The sequence below is a fragment of the Desulfovibrio sp. genome (genome assembly GCA_016208105.1).
In the GTDB taxonomy this organism is placed as follows: domain Bacteria; phylum Desulfobacterota; class Desulfovibrionia; order Desulfovibrionales; family Desulfovibrionaceae; genus Fundidesulfovibrio.
Map to the genome: position 1 here is coordinate 52,607 of JACQYS010000031.1, position 16,852 is coordinate 69,458.

General features: G+C 60.6%; 18 protein-coding genes and 1 tRNA gene. 15 read left to right on the forward strand and 4 right to left on the reverse strand.

Annotation, left to right across the window (positions count from 1 at the left end; genetic code table 11):
• Positions 1-13 precede the first annotated feature (13 nt).
• The 3 genes from HY795_18775 to HY795_18785 all read right to left on the reverse strand — a co-directional run bounded on the left by HY795_18775 (position 14) and on the right by HY795_18785 (position 4,310).
• Entirely contained in the window at positions 14-1,090 is a 1,077-nt protein-coding gene (locus HY795_18775; protein ID MBI4807264.1) for a hypothetical protein, read from the reverse strand.
• A 76-nt stretch (positions 1,091-1,166) separates the two neighbouring features.
• Positions 1,167-3,065 carry an asparagine synthase (glutamine-hydrolyzing) gene (gene asnB, locus HY795_18780; protein ID MBI4807265.1) on the reverse strand — a complete coding sequence of 633 codons (1,899 nt, stop codon included), beginning with the start codon at positions 3,063-3,065 and terminating at the stop codon, positions 1,167-1,169.
• Positions 3,066-3,068: 3 nt separating this feature from the next.
• Positions 3,069-4,310: a glycosyltransferase family 4 protein gene (locus HY795_18785; protein MBI4807266.1), complete on the reverse strand. Its 1,242-nt coding sequence runs from the start codon at positions 4,308-4,310 to the stop codon at positions 3,069-3,071.
• A 193-nt stretch (positions 4,311-4,503) separates the two neighbouring features.
• Between HY795_18785 and HY795_18790 the strand changes: the two genes are divergently transcribed.
• From HY795_18790 to HY795_18805, 4 genes are all read left to right on the forward strand, one after another.
• A complete protein-coding gene (locus HY795_18790) occupies positions 4,504-5,475 on the forward strand; it encodes a chemotaxis protein CheV (protein MBI4807267.1) in 972 nt (323 codons plus the stop codon).
• Between the two features lie 33 nt (positions 5,476-5,508).
• A complete protein-coding gene (locus HY795_18795) occupies positions 5,509-6,222 on the forward strand; it encodes a PilZ domain-containing protein (GenBank protein ID MBI4807268.1) in 714 nt (237 codons plus the stop codon).
• Positions 6,223-6,237: 15 nt separating this feature from the next.
• Positions 6,238-6,327: transfer RNA gene (locus tag HY795_18800), tRNA-Ser, on the forward strand.
• A gap of 84 nt (positions 6,328-6,411) precedes the next feature.
• Entirely contained in the window at positions 6,412-6,840 is a 429-nt protein-coding gene (locus HY795_18805; protein ID MBI4807269.1) for a nucleoside 2-deoxyribosyltransferase, read from the forward strand.
• Positions 6,841-6,947: 107 nt separating this feature from the next.
• Here HY795_18805 and HY795_18810 read toward each other — a convergent pair whose 3' ends face one another.
• Positions 6,948-7,214 carry a hypothetical protein gene (locus HY795_18810; GenBank protein MBI4807270.1) on the reverse strand — a complete coding sequence of 89 codons (267 nt, stop codon included), beginning with the start codon at positions 7,212-7,214 and terminating at the stop codon, positions 6,948-6,950.
• Between the two features lie 769 nt (positions 7,215-7,983).
• Here HY795_18810 and HY795_18815 point away from each other — a divergent pair.
• The 11 genes from HY795_18815 to HY795_18865 all read left to right on the forward strand — a co-directional run bounded on the left by HY795_18815 (position 7,984) and on the right by HY795_18865 (position 16,826).
• The gene (locus HY795_18815) at positions 7,984-8,361 is read left to right on the forward strand and encodes an NADH-quinone oxidoreductase subunit A (protein ID MBI4807271.1); all 378 of its coding nucleotides are present in this window, start codon (positions 7,984-7,986) and stop codon (positions 8,359-8,361) included.
• Entirely contained in the window at positions 8,256-8,870 is a 615-nt protein-coding gene (gene nuoB / locus HY795_18820; protein ID MBI4807272.1) for an NADH-quinone oxidoreductase subunit NuoB, read from the forward strand. The genes HY795_18815 and nuoB overlap by 106 nt, the downstream gene beginning before the upstream one ends.
• 111 nt (positions 8,871-8,981) lie before the next feature.
• On the forward strand, positions 8,982-9,521 hold the full coding sequence (locus HY795_18825; GenBank protein ID MBI4807273.1) for an NADH-quinone oxidoreductase subunit C: 540 nt from the start codon (positions 8,982-8,984) through the stop codon (positions 9,519-9,521).
• A 5-nt stretch (positions 9,522-9,526) separates the two neighbouring features.
• Positions 9,527-10,693, forward strand: a complete 1,167-nt coding sequence (locus tag HY795_18830; GenBank protein MBI4807274.1) for an NADH-quinone oxidoreductase subunit D — start codon at positions 9,527-9,529, stop codon at positions 10,691-10,693.
• Entirely contained in the window at positions 10,690-11,676 is a 987-nt protein-coding gene (gene nuoH / locus HY795_18835) for an NADH-quinone oxidoreductase subunit NuoH (protein ID MBI4807275.1), read from the forward strand. Before HY795_18830 ends, nuoH begins: the two co-directional genes overlap by 4 nt.
• Before the next feature lie 106 nt (positions 11,677-11,782).
• Positions 11,783-12,334, forward strand: a complete 552-nt coding sequence (locus tag HY795_18840) for a 4Fe-4S binding protein (protein MBI4807276.1) — start codon at positions 11,783-11,785, stop codon at positions 12,332-12,334.
• Positions 12,335-12,337: 3 nt separating this feature from the next.
• A complete protein-coding gene (locus HY795_18845; protein ID MBI4807277.1) occupies positions 12,338-12,850 on the forward strand; it encodes an NADH-quinone oxidoreductase subunit J in 513 nt (170 codons plus the stop codon).
• A complete protein-coding gene (locus HY795_18850) occupies positions 12,847-13,155 on the forward strand; it encodes an NADH-quinone oxidoreductase subunit K (protein ID MBI4807278.1) in 309 nt (102 codons plus the stop codon). The genes HY795_18845 and HY795_18850 overlap by 4 nt, the downstream gene beginning before the upstream one ends.
• A gap of 2 nt (positions 13,156-13,157) precedes the next feature.
• Positions 13,158-14,639: a monovalent cation/H+ antiporter subunit D family protein gene (locus HY795_18855; protein MBI4807279.1), complete on the forward strand. Its 1,482-nt coding sequence runs from the start codon at positions 13,158-13,160 to the stop codon at positions 14,637-14,639.
• Between the two features lie 108 nt (positions 14,640-14,747).
• Entirely contained in the window at positions 14,748-14,969 is a 222-nt protein-coding gene (locus HY795_18860) for a hypothetical protein (protein ID MBI4807280.1), read from the forward strand.
• Positions 14,970-15,023: 54 nt separating this feature from the next.
• On the forward strand, positions 15,024-16,826 hold the full coding sequence (locus HY795_18865; protein MBI4807281.1) for a Na(+)/H(+) antiporter subunit D: 1,803 nt from the start codon (positions 15,024-15,026) through the stop codon (positions 16,824-16,826).
• Positions 16,827-16,852 lie beyond the last annotated feature (26 nt).

A 16,852-nucleotide genomic window follows, 5' to 3' on the forward strand; every position in this document is an offset into this window, starting at 1 on the left:
AATCCAAAAAAATTTACCGCACAAGCCCGTTGTTGGCAACGTCCTGAAGGCGCTTGTCACGAATGAAACTCGCAACCGTTGAGAAGGCGAATTCGTTGCCTCTGAAATCCACGGCCCGAACGCGCTCCCGGCAATCCTCCACTTTCGTTTCGAAACCGGCCACCGCGGCTTCGTCCAAGTGGTGCATGTCCAGGTGCAGGCCGTAGCCAAGTTTCTGGAGGTAATGGGCGTTGAGCCATTGCTCGAAAGCGCCCTTCACAGGCAGGGAGATGATGGGTTTGCCGTAGTAGAGGGCCTCGCTCATGAGGGTGTGCCCGCCTCCGCAGATCACAAAACTTGAGGAGGCCATGTCGCTAAGCAGGCCATCCTCGCTGAAGGTCTTGAAGGTGAGGTTTCCATCCGTTTCGTTCTTCCCGTACCCGTAGATGATGACGGGCCTGCCGAGAGTTTTCAGAAGTGGAACGAAGTTGTCGCAGATGGAGCAGCTCTGGTAGACCAGAATATGGTCGCCTATGCTTGGTTCGTGTTCGAACACCTTGTCCCGGTGGATGGGAGCGGAGATTTGCCGCCTCGGCCCAGGCTTCAGCCGGGGTTGATAGAAAGATATTATCAGGTGGTCGCTGGAATTTGAGAACAGATTGTCCACCGAGAACGAGGTGGAAGTCATGTCCCACCAGGTGGATTGCGGGAGGGTGTGGTCGCACAGGGTAATGACGTGCTGATGGTCCAGGGAGAGGCAGGGGACCCCTGCGCGTCTGGCGGCGATGGGTACGAAATACTCGTAATCAGAGATACACACGTCCGGCTGGAAGCGCTCGATAACCTGGCCGATGCGAGCAAGTTCCCGCCCCCGGTGCCAGAAAGTTCTTGCGGCCAGTTTCACTGTGGCCGGAAGATCCAGGGCGTAGTTCTTGTAGCGGGTACCGGGATTGAGGGCGGTTTCCACCTGGAAGTCCCGGCGCAGGATTCCAGCGGCCTCCTCGCTGGTCACGAACAGGAACTCGTGCTCGGAAAAGCGCCTAGCCAGGGTGAGGGCACGGATGGCATGGCCATGCTGGGAGCCGTGAACGCCGTAGAGTATTCGTGCCATTGTGTGTCCGTTGTCGTTCCGCCTCTATGGTATAGAGGTCAGGTGGTGTCATCCCGCAGGTTCTCGGAGGCCACTCCTACCCAATGCGCGGATTATTGTGCTTAAGCCACAGCTGGAGCACCAGAAGCGTCCACAACTCTTTGCGCCTGTCCATCTTGCCGGAATCATGCTCCTCAATGAGCATCCGTACGGTTTTCGGATCGAAGAGTCCCTGCTGGCGGAGGTGGGATTCACCCAAGAGATCCTCAACCATGGGCTTGAGCTTGTCGCGCAGCCACCTGGCCACGGGAATCAGGAATCCCCGTTTGTTTCTGGTGAGAATTTCCTTGGGCAAAACATCCGCCATGGCTTTTTTGAGCAGGTACTTTCGCGTGAGCCCCCGCAGCTTGAACGAAACAGGCAGGCGGGAGGCGAATTCGGCAAAGTCCCGGTCCAGGAAGGGAGCCCTGGCCTCCAGCGAGTGCATCATGGTGCAGCGATCCACCTTGACCAGGATGTAGTCCAGGAGAAACTGCCGGGCGTAGGCGTGGAAGGCGCGCTCCATGTCCGTTTTGGCGGTGGAGTTATCGAAAGCCTGGCGGGTGGAGGCGAAGAGGTTTTCGCGTGAAAGAAATTCATGGTCCGGATTGAGCCACAGCTTTTCCTGAAGCTCGGGATGCAGGGCTGTAAGCCACGTCTGGACGCGAAGCCAGCCGGGCTGGCGAGCCCCGGCCAGAAAGGTGGCCGCTCCCAGGCGCAGGTTCACGTAGCCGTCCGAAGCCGGGAGCCTGGCACACACCGGATCAACCACGCCCTTGCGGAGCAAGGCTGGCAGGTAGTTGTACCATCCCGCGGCCTTCAAGCCGATGAAGTGCTCGTATCCGGCGAAAAGTTCGTCCGCGCCGTCGCCGCCCAAGGCCACGGTGACTTTTTCCCTGGTCACTTTGGAGAGAAGAAAGGTGGGGGCGATGGACGGATCGGCCATGGGCTCGTCGAAACGGGTGACGATCTCGGGTAGAAGGTCGGCGCAGTCCTCGGCATTGAGGATGTGCTCGTGATGGTCGGTTCCCCAGCGCTCGGCCACCAGCCGGGCGAAGCGGGATTCGTCGTAGCTGGCTTCCCTGAAACCGATGGAAAAAGTCTTGATGCGCGGGGCGAGCCTGGCCATGAGCCCGGCCACGATGGAGGAGTCGATGCCGCCGGAAAGAAACACGCCAAGCGGCACGTCAGAGATCAGGCGGCGTTTCACGGCCTGGGTGAGCAGGCGGTCGAGTTCCTCGCATAATTCCTGTTCGGTGGCCCTGGTCGGTTCAGGAGCCGGCAGGTCCCAGTAGCGCCCTAGGGTGAGGGAGCCATCCTTGAAGAGCAGGTACTGCGACGGGGGAAGCTTGCGTACTTCCCGGTAGATGGAATCCGGGGTTGGCACATATTCGTAGGCCAAAAACCTTGCCAGGGTCCTTGGGTCAACGCTGAGGCCGAGCCCGGGAAGCTTCGCCAGGGCGGAGAGTTCCGAGGCAAAGGCGAACATGCCGTTTTGCAGTGTGTAGAAAAAAGGCTTCTTGCCGAAGCGGTCCCTGGCGCAGAAGAGGGTGCGTGTGGAGCGGTCCCAGAGAGCGAAGGCGAACATGCCCTCGAAGCGCTCCAGACATGCGGGCCCCCACTCAAGCCATCCGGCCAGGATGATTTCCGTGTCCGAGTGGGTGCGGAAAGAGTGCCCCTTGGCTTCGAGAGCAGCCTTTATTTCCAGGAAGTTGTATATTTCGCCATTGAAGGTGACGGCCAGGCGCCCGGAATGGTGTTCCATGGGCTGGCCGCCGGTGGAAAGGTCGATGATGGAGAGGCGGCGATGCCCCAAGGCCACGGGGCCGTCCACGAGAAGGCCCTGGCCGTCTGGGCCGCGGTGGGCCATGCAGCCGGTCATGGTCCCGAGCCAGTGGGAAGCCTCTGCGGGTAGGGGTTCGCCTGAAGCCTGGACGAATCCCGCGATGCCGCACATATGCTAGCCCTTTTCTCCGGGCGCGTCGGGAAGGTGGCGCTTGAAGAGTTCGAAAAGGCTGCGGGCGTTGGTTTGGGGGTCGAACATCGTAAGCACCAGCTCGCGTCCCTTGGAAGCCATCTCCAGTGCGCGCTCCCTGTCCGATGCCATGTCCATGATGGCCTCGGCCAGGGCTGCGGGATCTTTCTGCGGCGCGATGAGTCCGGTTTCACCATGCCGCACTACCTCGGTGATGCCGCACACGTCGGTGGCGACCACCGGAAGCCGGTGGGAGAGGGCTTCCATGATAACATTGGGGATGCCGTCACGGTCGCCGGAGGAGTGCACCACGCTCGGCACCACGATCATGTCGTGGGTCTTGAGCAGGTAGGTGAGCTGGTCGTGGGAGAGAAAGCCTGGCATGTCCACACAGTCCTCCACTCCTTGGGCCTTGCGCAGGCTTTTGAGCATGGGGCCTTGAAATCCCGAACCTACCAGGGTGAGTTTGAACGCAAAGCCTCGGTCCTTCATGACCTTGCAGGCCCGGATGAGCACGTCGAACCCTTTGGTCCGGGCGAACCGGCCCACTGCCAGGAGCTTGACGGGAGGGGCCATTTCCACGTTGCTTTCGCCGTTTTCCCGCAGGGTGAGGCTGTTGTACACCAAGTGAATTTTGGAGGCATGGCTGGGAGCCTGAGCGGACAGATAGTCCACATTAGCCTGGTTATTGACCCGCACGAAGAGGCTGTCGCGGATTTTTTCCGTCAGGGCGCCATCCGGAGGGTAGATGTCGCCGGCGCGCCCTGCCATTGAGAATGAGATGTTAGTGAGACGGGAGGCCACCCAGGCGGCGGTTGCCGGTCCTCCGGCCCAAGGGGCGTGAACGTGCTTGACGTTGTCGCGCTCTAAAAGCCTGGCAAGTCTGAAGCCCGCGAAAAAGGCCCACCAACTCTCACCGGTGACCTCGAGGCTGCACCAGCGCCTGAGCAGCACTTCCTTTGCCAGGGCCATGAAGCATCCGGGTGAACGCTTGTTCCAGTAAAGGATGTCGCGAAAAATAAGTGGCAGAGCGTAAAGCCCCATGCGCCGCACTCCGTATGAGAAGTCGAACATCTCCGGGGAGCAGTTCTTGAGCTTCTTGCCATACAGGCTATACACCAGGACATGCAGTCCCTGGCGTCGAAGGGATTGGACTTCGCGGAAGATGAAGGTCTCCGAGGAAAGCGGAAACCAGAGGAGTACGTATGCGGTCACGGGTAGATTCAACGGTCGGCCTCGGGGGTAAAGCCGGCTAGCGGCGTTTGGGGGTTCTAGTCCAGGGCGGAGGCTGTGTAAAGCATGCTGAGATGACAGAGGAAAAACTTGACAACTTCACCAGAGTAACCCATCCGGTTGTGTACTGGCCAAGTTTGCGTACCAATCGTTTCAGCACCTCGTTCCTAATTGACCAGAGGGCTTCATGAGCCAAACCAACATCCTACTCGAATCCGGGACCAACGAACTTGAGATAGTCGAATTCTATATCGACGAGGAGGGGGAAGACGGTTCACCCTATCGTAGCTATTTTGGGGTGAACGTTGCCAAGGTGCTTGAGATCATCCGCAAGCCCAAGGTGACCGAAATGCCCAACACGCCTCATTTTGCTGTGAAGGGGACCTTCAACCTCCGTTCTCGCATTATTCCGCTCATCGATCTTTCGGTCTGGCTGGACAAAACCTTGGTGCAAAACGATGCCCCGAAAGTGATTGTCAGTGAATTCAACAATACGACCAACGCGTTTTTGGTATCGGGAGTCACGCGAATCCACCGTCTGAGTTGGGAACAGGTGGAGCCCCCCAGCGGCTATGTGGCCAGCTTCTCCTCGAACAGCTTCACCGGGGTGGTTAAATTCGACGATAGAATCGTGCTGCTCCTGGATATGGAAAAAATTATTTGGGACTTAAACCCCAGCCTGGCAATGCGCGAGGACCCGGAAAGCGAGGCCAGGGTCGAATCCTCCGAGGATCTCACCTACCGTGCTCTGGTGGTGGACGATTCCGGGTCCATACGCAAACTTATAGTCAACACGCTTCTGCGCGACGGCTACCTGGTGGAACAGGACATTAACGGCCAGAAGGCCTGGGAACGTCTGCTCGCAATCAAGCAGCAAGCCGCGGATGAGGGGCGCGATGTCCTGGAGATCGTAAACCTGGTGGTTTCAGACATTGAGATGCCGGCAATGGACGGCCATAATCTCTGCAAGCGCATCAAGGATGACCCCGTACTGAGGGATATACCGGTGATCCTCTTTTCCTCGCTCATCAACGACAAGCTCTATCACAAAGGGGTCTCGGTGGGAGCGGACGACCAGATCACCAAGCCGGAAATCACGCAGCTCACTCAGAGGGCCAAGGTTCTTATCGAACAGAGGGGACGTCCGCGCCGGAAGTAGCTGTTTCGATTCCCCAGAGAGGCAAGTAACTCCATGAGCATCCGGGTGGCACTTGTCGCATGCGCAGGCCCCGCCAGAGAGGCGTATGTTGATGCCTTGAGGAGGCTCGGGGCCGAAGCCGTCGTCTTCGATTCACCTCGTGGCGGCCTGGAAGCATTGGCTTCCCGCGATCTTCAGGGAATTCTGTTCGATCTGCCGACCCTCTTGAGAGACAAATCCTTCGACAAACGGATGCTTGTCCGCCTTGAGAACGTCATCCCCATCATGAGGCTCCGCCATGATCCGCACTCGGGCCGCATCGACGGCATTTCCGGGGGGCAAGCCTACCGGACGGGTGAAGCACTTCAGCGGTTCATTCACGGTCAGTGCGGGCACTACTCGGCCCACGCGCTCAAAGGCGCCGAGCGGGTGAAGGTCGCTCTTCCGGTGCTTTTGGGTCTTGGTGAGCCTGGGAAGGAAGACTGGGAGAAGACCGTAACGCGAAGCATCTCCATGAAAGGTTGTTTTGTCTATACCGCAACCTGTAGGGAGCCGGGATCGCGGATCAATCTCGTGTTCAGTGACTTCAGCGACCAAACTCCGATTCCAGCGCAAGTGAGCTGGTGTGTTCCTTGGGGAAAAAGGCGGGAAGTGCCGGGCCTTGGGCTTATCTACCATACTCTAACGGAAGGCCAGAAAGCGGAGCTCGCATCCCTGGGGCTTGGGACGTATTCTTCACCGCTTGCCCACGGGGCGCATGGCGTGTAGACGAATTGCCCACGCGGAGGGATGGCCGAGCGGTTTAAGGCGGTGGTCTTGAAAACCACTGGCGGGGGAACCCGTCCGGGGGTTCGAATCCCTCTCCCTCCGCCACTTTTCCTTTTGTTCCTGACGGTACCCATCGTTCCATCATTTAATCTGCGCTCTCCAGGCGTGACCGGACATTGCGAGGACATGATGTCAACGATCTATCTGGCTGGCCCCCTTTTCAACGAAGCCAAACAGGCGTGGCACCGTGCCACCAAGGCGCGCATCGAGGCGGAAACAGGACATGAGGTCGTCTGGCCCTACGAGTTGTTCGACCAGGCCGAAATCATGACCTGGGGAGACGACGCCTCGCGCATGGTGATGGAGGTTTGCCGGGATGCGCTGCTTCAGTGCGACCTGATGGTAGCCCTGCTCGATGGCGCCCAGGTCGACGACGGCACGGCCTGGGAGATCGGGCTGGCGCACTGCAAGGGAATTCCCGTGGTCGGCATCAGGACGGATTTCCGCCGGGCTGGGGATGTGCCTGGGGCATTGGTCAACGCCATGGTGCACGGGAGCTGCGAGAAGATCGTCCGCAGCGTGGATGAACTGGTGGATGCACTGAAAGCCTGGGGTTGACGCCCGCAATTGGTGCTCCTTTCTCCACGCGAGGAGAAGTCACTCCTGGTGTTTCCCCTGGAGCCAAACGTGAGCACTGGCAGTATGGACAGGGTCTGAGCCTGTTATTACTGTTGTCTGGCCGCCTCGGCTTTTACAAAGGAGAGTAACTGCGAGGCCATACTCTCGGCCTGGTCGGCTTTGGCCTTCTCCACAACCCCGTATACGTACTCCACCCCTGCCTCCGGCAAACAGTGTATGTTTTCCGCCCAAACCCTGCATTGCCCGGCCAGGCGATACAGTTCCATTGATTGCCTCTCCAAACGGGCGCTCTCCCCGTGGTAGTATGCGATAATCTCCGCGCGCATGGCTTCGAGCTGCATGTCGTCTTTCATGGGATGCCACCTCCTGTTTCCATAAAGTACGAAGGTATCAGCCGGTTCATCCATGATGCGTGGCTTTTTTCCTGCATCTTTTCTGAAGCAGGGGCGAGCTGATGGGGAGGCCCAAATTCTCCCGGAAACAGCTGCGCTGGATGATGGGGTCATTGTGAAGGCAGGGAAGCGAGAACAAGAATGAAGCCCGCGAGTATCCACTCGCTCGAGAGCTAGAGACACTGGCTGGACAAGAAAGGGCGGCTAGAAGTTTTCTACAAATGCCATGAAAAGAACACAGAGCACGAACGCGTAGGCCAGAACTTCCGCCGCGATAAGAAGCGCACGCTCCATCTTGGAAGCCTCATGATACATGGTTGTCTGAGTTGTCATGATGGATAGTCGCAGGAAATGGTGCCTGCGGTTACACATTGAGGCTCACGTCGGGGTATCTTAGCCCGAAGAGGGCTGGCGGCACCCAGGGGGGGAGGCGGTGAATGCGAACGAATTGTCCCAGGTCTTGTGTGGGGTTCGGGCATGTTTTCGGCTGAGCGAGGGGTCTGGCAGGTCAGTCGAATATCGATAGATGATGTCAATAGGTCGCAGGCTTTCGATAGGATAGTTCTTGGAAAGGGCAAATTATCCCGGCGTGTTCTATTCCGACTAGAAACGTTCCAGATTGGGAAAAAATGCACAGTAGCTTGTTTTTCTTGACGAATAATTCGGTTTCAAGCAGAGAGTAATTCAAATCAGACTTACCCCATGTTCAACTCCAACAGGCGAGGGAACAATGGTCTTTAGCTGGCTCAACGTGGCGGTCTTTGCGTGCCTGGCCGCCGGAGTCGCATTTGCCGCCGGTCCGCTGGCAGCATCCTATCTCTTTGCCCCGCGTACCCGGGGTGGCGCGTTCGCGGCGCCCTACGAGTGCGGTATGGTGCCCCGCGGACAGGCCTGGACCCGTTTCGGAATCAACTATTCGCTCTACGCGCTCATATTTCTCTCCTTTGACGTGGACGTGCTCTATCTGTTCCCGGTGGCCGCGACCTATCCCCAGAGTAAAGGATGGGAGCCCTTCGTGGCCGTGGTTGTCTTTGTGGGCGTACTGGGCTTGGCAATGGCGTATTTTCAGAGAAAAGGGGTGTTCACGTGGCCAAGGCGCATCAGGTAGTACCCAGATCGGATGAAGTTCTGCCTCCGCGGCTGGACTTCAAGCTGCCGGCCCAGGTGTTCGACCTCTGCCGGGCCATGTCCTTGTGGCCCATGACGTTCGGGCTGGCTTGCTGCGCCATCGAGATGATGGCCGTCACCATGCCGCGTTTCGACCTCTCCCGCTTCGGGGCCGAGGTTTTTCGGCCTTCCCCCAGGCAGTCCGACCTGATGATCGTGGCCGGAACCGTGACCAAGAAGATGGCTCCGGCCCTGGTCACTCTGTATGAGCAGATGCCAGCCCCGAAATTCGTCCTGGCCATGGGCAACTGTGCAATCTCCGGCGGACCATTCAAGTACCCTGAACAGTATTTCGTGGTGGAGGGAGTGGACAGGCTGGTGCCTGTGGACGTGTACGTGCCCGGTTGCCCGCCCAGGCCCGAAGCGCTGATGGAAGGGATCTTCCAGCTGCAGAAAAAGCTGACTGGCAAGCGCTTCTGGCCTGTCCCGGCTTTGGTGGAGGAAGTATGAGCATGCCCGTTCACAGGATGCCGTGTGGCTTGGCACGGTGTGATTTCAGGCCTCTTCAGAGTTCTCCCCACTCGTTGCCCCACCGCTTTGGCAGTCAACCGGGAGCCTCGCATGCCTGAACTTACTTCGCGCCTGGGGCTGGCCCTGCCGCAGGGAGAATCGGGCAGGGATGCCGCCCTGACCATAGCTCCAGAAGACATTCGCCTCGTGGCCGAGCGCCTTCTCTGCCAAGACTGGTTTCTCGAAGACATCTGCGGGTTGGATGTGGCCGAGGGGTTGGCCGTTCTCTATCATTTCGCCCACTGGTCCAGGCCCGGCCGGGTGGTGCTTCGGGTTATGCTGCCCCGCGACAATCCGGAGTGCCCCTCCATCGAGGGGATTTATCCTGGTGCAGGGTGGCACGAACGAGAAACCCGCGACTTTTTCGGCATCAACTTCACGGGCGCGGCGAACACCATGCCGCTCCTGCTGGACGAATCGATCGAGCGGCCTCCACTGCTTAAGCCCGAGCAGGCTCGCATCTCCACCAACCAGCTGTGGCCGCACGGCGAGTGGGTGGGGCCGGCCAAGGGGCATGCCCTGGCCGAAGAGCTCATGTCCATCTGCGGCACAGGTGAGCCGGGCGGGCAGACCGGAGGCGAGACCTCATGACCCGCATGATCGCCGGCGATCCCTGCCGGGGCCTTGAAGGCGACTCCTACGCCCAGACCTTTGCCCTGGAGGCCCGGGAAGAATCGCTCATACTCAACATGGGACCCCAGCATCCTTCCACCCATGGGGTCCTGCGCGTTCTTCTGGAAATGGACGGCGAATACGTGCTCAGGGCCGAGCCGGTACTGGGCTACATCCACCGCATGCACGAGGCCATGGGGCAGAACAGGGCCTACCTCCAGTTCTTCCCCAACATGGGCCGGGTCGACTACCTGCACGCCCTGGCCTGGAACTGGGCCTGGGCCGGGGCGGTGGAGCGTCTTGCCGAAATAGAGGTTCCTGAGCGAGCCGAATACATCCGGGTCATCACCACGGAACTCAACCGCATAAACTCCCATCTGTTGTGGTGGGGGGCCTATCTCCTCGATTTGGGCGCGGTCACCCCCATCATGTACGCCTTCGAGGACCGCGAGATCGTCATGGACATCCTCCAGGAGATCACCGGCTCGCGACTGACCTACGCCGCTTTCCGCTTCGGCGGGGTGGTGGCGGACATAAGCCCGGGCTTCGCCAGCCGCACCCGTGAATTCCTGGACAGGATGCCCGGGCGTCTTGAGATGTACCGCGACCTGGTGACGGACAACGCCATTCTGCGCGGGCGCTTGAAGGACGTGGGCGTCATCGACGAGATGATGGCCAGGCGCTACGGAGCCACAGGGCCGGTGCTGCGCGGCTCGGGCATCGCCTACGACGTGCGTCGGGCGGAACCATATGGTGTATACAACCGCTTCGAATTCCCCATCCCGACGTATTCCGAGGGGGACAGCTTGGCCCGCTACCAGGTCCGGATGGACGAGATCGAGACATCCCTTGCCATAATTCGGCAAGCCCTGGACGGCCTGCCTGAAGGCCATTTTATGCTGCCGGACGCCCCGCGCGGCAAATGGAAGCCTCCGGCGGGCGAGTCTTACTTCGCAGTCGAGGGAGCCAGGGGCAAGATCGGCATCTATCTGGCCAGCGACGGATCCGAGATTCCCTACCGGGTGAAGCTCAGGTCCCCCAGCTTCTCAAACTTGAGCCTGTTCCCCGAACTGGCCGAAGGAACGCTTTTGTCCGACGCGGTGGCCATTCTCGGCAGCCTGGACCTTGTCATCCCGGAGATTGACAGATGAACATGGACGCCATTTCCGGCGAGCTGATCCGCCTGTTGGTGGCTCTTTTGGCGCTCATGGCCTTCATCGCGGGCAACGGCATGCTGCTTCTCTATGTGGAACGCAAGGTGGCGGGCCATGTGCAGCGCCGGCCAGGACCCTACGAGGTTGGCCCCCACGGTCTTCTGCAGGCCCTGGCGGATGCGGGCAAGCTGGTGGGAAAACAGTTGGCTACCCCGGCCGGAGCCGACGCGCTGCTCTTCTGGGCCGCTCCGCTCATGGCCTTCATGCCCGTACCGCTCATGTTCATCGCCGTGCCATTCGGGGAGAATCTCTGGGGGCTTGGGACCAATCTTGGGCTGGTGCTCATCCTCTCCTTCGCCGGGTTCAACGTGCTGGCGCTGTGCCTGGCCGGATGGGCCTCCAACAACAAATGGTCACTTCTAGGAGCGGCCAGGGCCGTGTCCCAGGCCGTGGCCTACGAGATTCCACTCTTGCTTGCGGTGCTGGCCGTGGCACTCATGACCGGCAGCCTCGACCTGCGCGCCGTGGTGGCCCACCAGGGAGGGTGGCCCTGGCAGTGGAACGTGTTCGTGCAGCCGCTGGCCTTCTTCATCTACTTCGTGTGCGCGGTGGCCGAGACCAACCGCGCTCCGTTCGACCTGCCCGAGGCCGAATCCGAACTCACGGCAGGGGTGCACACCGAGTATTCCGGCATGGGCAACGGCATCATCTTTCTGGCCGAGTACGCCAACATGCTGGTGGTGAGCTGCGTGGCCACGGTGCTGTTCCTGGGGGGCTCCCAGGGGCCGGTTCTGCCCGGGCCGTGGTGGTTTTTGGCCAAGATGTACGCCCTGGTGGCGCTCATCATCTTCATGCGCTGGACGTATCCGCGCGTGCGTTTCGACCAGCTTCTGAACCTCAATTGGCGCTGGCTCATGCCCCTGGCCCTGGTGAACCTCGTGCTCACGGCGTTCTTCGTGAAATTGTGGGGAGGGGCGTGATGCGAAGGTTTGATGGGCTTGGCGTAATCAACCGGGGGAGAAGCCTCCGGCGGCCAAAGGGCTGCGCCCTCTGGACTCCCGTTTCCTTTAAGCGGTGGAGGAGATGATGGGGTTTATAACAGCCGTTGGTGGAGCCCTGCGCGATTTAAAAAGCATGTTCGTGGGGCTCCGGGTCACGGGTACGAATTTTTTCATGCCGCAGGAGACGGTCCACTATCCCAGGCAGGAAGTGGACACCCTGGCCACGTACCGCGGCCATGTGGAACTGGTCGCCTCTGACGAGGATCCGGCAGTGGCCCGGTGTGTGGGGTGCGGCCTGTGTGCCGAGCTGTGTCCCTCGAACTGCATCCGCGTGGAGGCAGAGGATCCTCCGGCGGATTCCGGCATATGTTATCCCTCCCAGGTGGGCACGGAAATGCTCATGCCCACGCCCAAATTCAGGGTCGCCCCCCCAAGCCAGGCTCCGGTGGCCAGAAAACTCCTGGGATATCATCTCACATATCATACGTGCAGCCTGTGCGGGCTTTGCGCCCAGAATTGCCCGGCCGGATCCCTGCGTTTTTCTTCCAACGTGTATTTTGCCGGACCCGGCCGGTCCACATTCGAGATCGACCTTCTGGCCAGGCTGCGCAAGCAGGCCGGAATCAAGGGGGAGTGAGCAGTGAAAGAACTTGTGGTCCAAGCGTCTTTCGCCCTTTACGCGGTCATCACTCTTGGTGGAGCGGTCTGGGCGGTCACGGCCAAAAGCCTCGTGCGGGCGCTGCTTGGCCTGACCATATCGCTCATGGGCGTTGCGGCGCTCTATGTGCTCATCGCCGCGCCGTTCGTGGCGCTCATGCAGATTCTTATCTACGTGGGCGCGGTGGTGGTGCTCATCTTCTTCGCCATCATGCTCACCAGGGCCCAGTCCGAGGATGAAGAGGCCGGGCCGCGCGACATCCGCAAACTCATGTGGTCCGGCGCAACGGGATTGGGCACGGCCGGGCTTCTGGCCGCAGCCTGCCTGCGCCACGGTCCTGCCATTTCGGAAACAGCTGGTGAGATATCCCCGGCCGAACTCGGGCAGGTGTTTCTGGGACCGTATGTGCTTGGTTTCGAGGTGATCTCGGTGGTGCTGTTCGCGGCCATGGCTGGCGCCGTGCTTCTTGCCTTCGAGAGGAGGAAAGAACGGTGAGCGCATTGGCCCTGTATCAAATGGTCGCTTTCGGACTTCTGGCCGTGGGGCTTTTCGGGCTCTTTTCCCGGGCCAGCCTGGTGGGCATGCTCATAAGTGTGGAGCTCATGTTAAACGGCGCGGGCCTGGCCGTTGTTGCCGCGGGCCAGCTCACACCTATGCCAGGTGAACTGTCGCAAGCTACCGCTCTTTTCATAATGGGATTGGCCGCAGCTGAGTCCACTCTGGTGCTGGCCATCGTGTACGTTGTGCGCAAACGTTTCGGCAGCGCCTCAAGCGTCACGCCATCGGAACTCAAGGGGTAGCAATGGCAGACATCATCGAAAGTCCGAGGCTCCTTCTGCCCCTTGCCGTGACCATGCTCGCCCCGCTTCTCATCTGGCGGGCCGGGGCTCGGCCCAATCTGCGCGAGGGAGTGAGCTTCGTAGCCGGGCTCTTGGCGTTCGCGTCAGTAGTTTCCCTGGCCCCGGCGGTGCTTGCGGGCAAGGTTTGGATGTGGCGGATGTTCACTCTGGTGCCCGGAGTGACAGTGACTTTCTGCGCGGACGGGCTCTCGCTCATCTTCGCCCTGGTGGCCTGTTTCCTCTGGATGTTCGCCACCAGCTACAACATCGGCTACATGCGAACGCTCAACGAGCACGCCCAGACCCGTTACTTCTTCTGCTTTGCCGTGGCCATCTTCGGGGCAGTGGGAGTGGCCTTCTCGGCCAACGTGTTCACCCTCTACCTGTTCTATGAGCTCATCACCATCTTCACCTATCCGCTGGTGGCCCACCATCAGGACGAGGAGGGTTTTGCCGGGGCGCGCAAGTACATGGTGTACCTGATGGGCTCTTCCAAGCTGTTCCTGCTGCCGGCCATGGTGCTCACCTACGTGCTGGCCGGGACCCTGGAGTTCAACCTGACCGACATGGTCCACGGCATGTTCCCGGCGGATGCAAACCCGGTGCTGGTTTCGGTGACCTACTTTCTCTACCTGTTCGGCCTGGCCAAGGCGGCCATCATGCCCCTGCACAACTGGCTGCCCGGGGCCATGGTGGCCCCCACGCCGGTTTCGGCCCTGCTGCACGCCGTGGCCGTGGTCAAGGCCGGGGTGTTTTCCTTGAGCCGGGTGATGCTCTCTGGTTTCGGGGTGGAACTCCTGGACCGTCTGGGCCTGGGGCTGACCACGGCCTCATTGGCTGCCTTCACCATCGTGGCCGCATCGGTGATCGCGCTGACCAAGGACGACCTCAAGGCCAGGCTGGCTTATTCCACTGTAAGCCAGCTCTCGTACGTCATTCTGGGTGTGGCCTTGCTCACACCCATGGCCGTGTCCGGGGGGCTGGCCCACATAGCGCACCATGCCTTTTCCAAAATCACGCTCTTTTTCGCTGCCGGAGCCATCTACGTGGCGGCGCACACCAAGAAGATTAGCCTCATGGACGGGCTTGGGCGGAAAATGCCGTTCACCTTCGCGGCCTTCGCCTTGGCCAGCCTGTCCATGATCGGGGTGCCGCCGTCGTGCGGGTTCGCCACCAAGTGGCTTCTGGCTGGCGGAGCGCTCCAGGCGGACCGGCTCATCATTCTGCTGGCCCTTGGCGCCTCTACAATACTGAACGCAGCCTACTTTACTCCGGTTGTCTACCGGGCCTTTTTCAAGCCCGCACCTGAAGGAGGGGAACACCACGGCGGCGAGGCCCCCCTGACCATGGTGGTGCCGTTGTCTCTTACCGCGCTCATTTCCATCTATCTCGGGTTGTTTCCGGAAACCTTCCTGCGGTTTGTGAACGCTTTTGGAGGATTCTGACATGCCTCTTCGCAAAACCCTCAAAACGAAAATGGGTCCAGGGAACGAAGTTCCCTGGCGGGAGAGTGCAGAGAGGGCGGCGTCCTCTCTGTCTGCCGGAGGCACAAAATGTTGACTCACACTGCCACACGCGCATTCTTTTTGTTCTTGGCCGTTCTTCTTGTCCTGAATCTTTTCATGGCTCCGGCGCATCCGCACTTCGCGGCCGAAACCCTGCCCTGGTTCTGGGCTGGCTTTGGCCTGATCGGCGGTTACGCACTGGTGATTGCCGGCGGGGGCATCCTGGCGCCTCTTCTGCGCAAAAAGGAGGAGGGCGGCGATGACCGCTAGCATCTATATTGCCCACATCTTCCTGCACCTGCCGCACTGCAAGGAGGCCAACGGATGAGCCCTGAATCCGTCACCTTCTTGAATCCGGCGTACGGGTTCATCATTCTGGCAGCGGTGCTGCCCTTGCTTGGCCGCTTCCCGGGCTGGAGGCTGCTTACGCTTTTCGCGCCTGTTTTGGCCCTGGCCACTGCCGCGGCGCTCACTGCCGCGTCCCTGCAGGGACCGCTGGTCTTTACTCAGGCGACGTGGCTTGGAATGCCGCTGACTTTAGCGCGGGTGGACAGGCTGTGCCTGGTTTTCGTGTGGGTGTTCGCCATCCAGTCCCTGTTGGCTGCGGTCTATTCGTTCACGGCCAAGACGCCCGGCGAACCAGCGGCTGCGGCCCTGCATGTGGGCGGCGCCTTCGGGTGCCTCTTTGCGGGTGACTTCATCACCCTGTTCATCTTCTGGGAGATAACCACACTGGGCTCAACCCTGCTCATATGGCTTCGGCGCACGCCAGAGGCCATCGGGGCGGGCTACAGGTATTTCCTGTTCCATATTTTCGGCGGGGTCCTGCTGCTCTTCGGGCTCATCCTTCGGGCCAAGGCCACAGGGAGCTTCGACTTCGGCCACTTCGACGTCTCGAGCTTGGCCTATTACGACTGGCTGATCCTGGGCGGCTTCGCGGTGAACGCGGCCGTGGTGCCGTTGCATGCCTGGCTGTCCGACGCCTACCCGGAGGCCTCGGCCATGGGCGCGGTGTATCTGTGCGCCTTCACCACCAAGACGGCGGTGTACGTGCTGGCCCGAGGGTTCGCCGGGCTTGAGATCCTGGCCCCTTTAGGGGCTGCCATGACCCTCTACGCAGGCGTATTCGCCCTGGTGGAGAACGACGCCAGGCGCGCCCTGGCCTACCAGACCATCGCCCAGGTTGGCTTCATGGTGGCGGGAGTGGGAGTTGGCACGGAGCTGGCTATCAATGGAGCCTTTGCCCACGCCTTTGCCCACGTGGTCTACAAGGGGCTCATGTTCATGACCGCCGGAGTGGTGCTCACAACTCTGGGAACCTGCCGCCTGGACCGCCTGGGCGGATTGGGCAGGAGCATGCCGTTGGTGGCCGTGTGCTATTTGGCTGCCGCGGCCAGCACCTCGGGGCTGCCACTCTTCTCGGGGTTCACCACCAAATCCATGACCATCACCGCGGCCTTCGAATATTCCCAATGGCTGGGCCTGGCCCTGGAGCTTGGTGCCCTGGCCGCGATTCTCGGGGTGGGCGTGCGCCTGCCCTACCTCCTCTTCTTTGCCAAACCCGCCGGGAGTTCTTCGCCGGATGAGGCGGTCTTCATCCCTTGGGCTCCCAAGGCGGCCATGCTTGCCGGGGCAGCGCTCTGCCTTGGAGTGGGCGTGTATCCGGGCGCGGTGTACGCGCTTTTGCCCTATCCCGTGGACTTTCACGCCTATTCGGGCTGGAGCGTGCTCCAGTCGCTCATGCTGACCGGGTTCGCCGGGCTGGCGTTCATGCTGGCAAGGCCGATCTTGGCTCCCGCGGCCGGGCGTCTGGCCGACTTCGACCTCATCTATCGGGCCGTCGGGCGGGTATTCTACGCTTTGGTATCCACTCCGCTGGCCTTTGTGGACGGCTTCTGGAGCGAGGTCTACCGCACCGGCGGGCTTCGCGGACTCATGCTCCAGGCCCGGGGCGCGGCCGTGTTCGACCGCAAGGGCATAGACACCATGGTGGATGGCGCGGCCTATGCCACGGCGCATCTTGGAAGCGTGACCGCCTCGGCCCAGACCGGGCGTCTGCAGACGTACCTGACCGCCTCGGCCGTGATCGCGGTGCTGGTCTTCGCCATTATATGGATTGTGGCCTAGGAGGCATGGTGCATCTTAAGAGATGG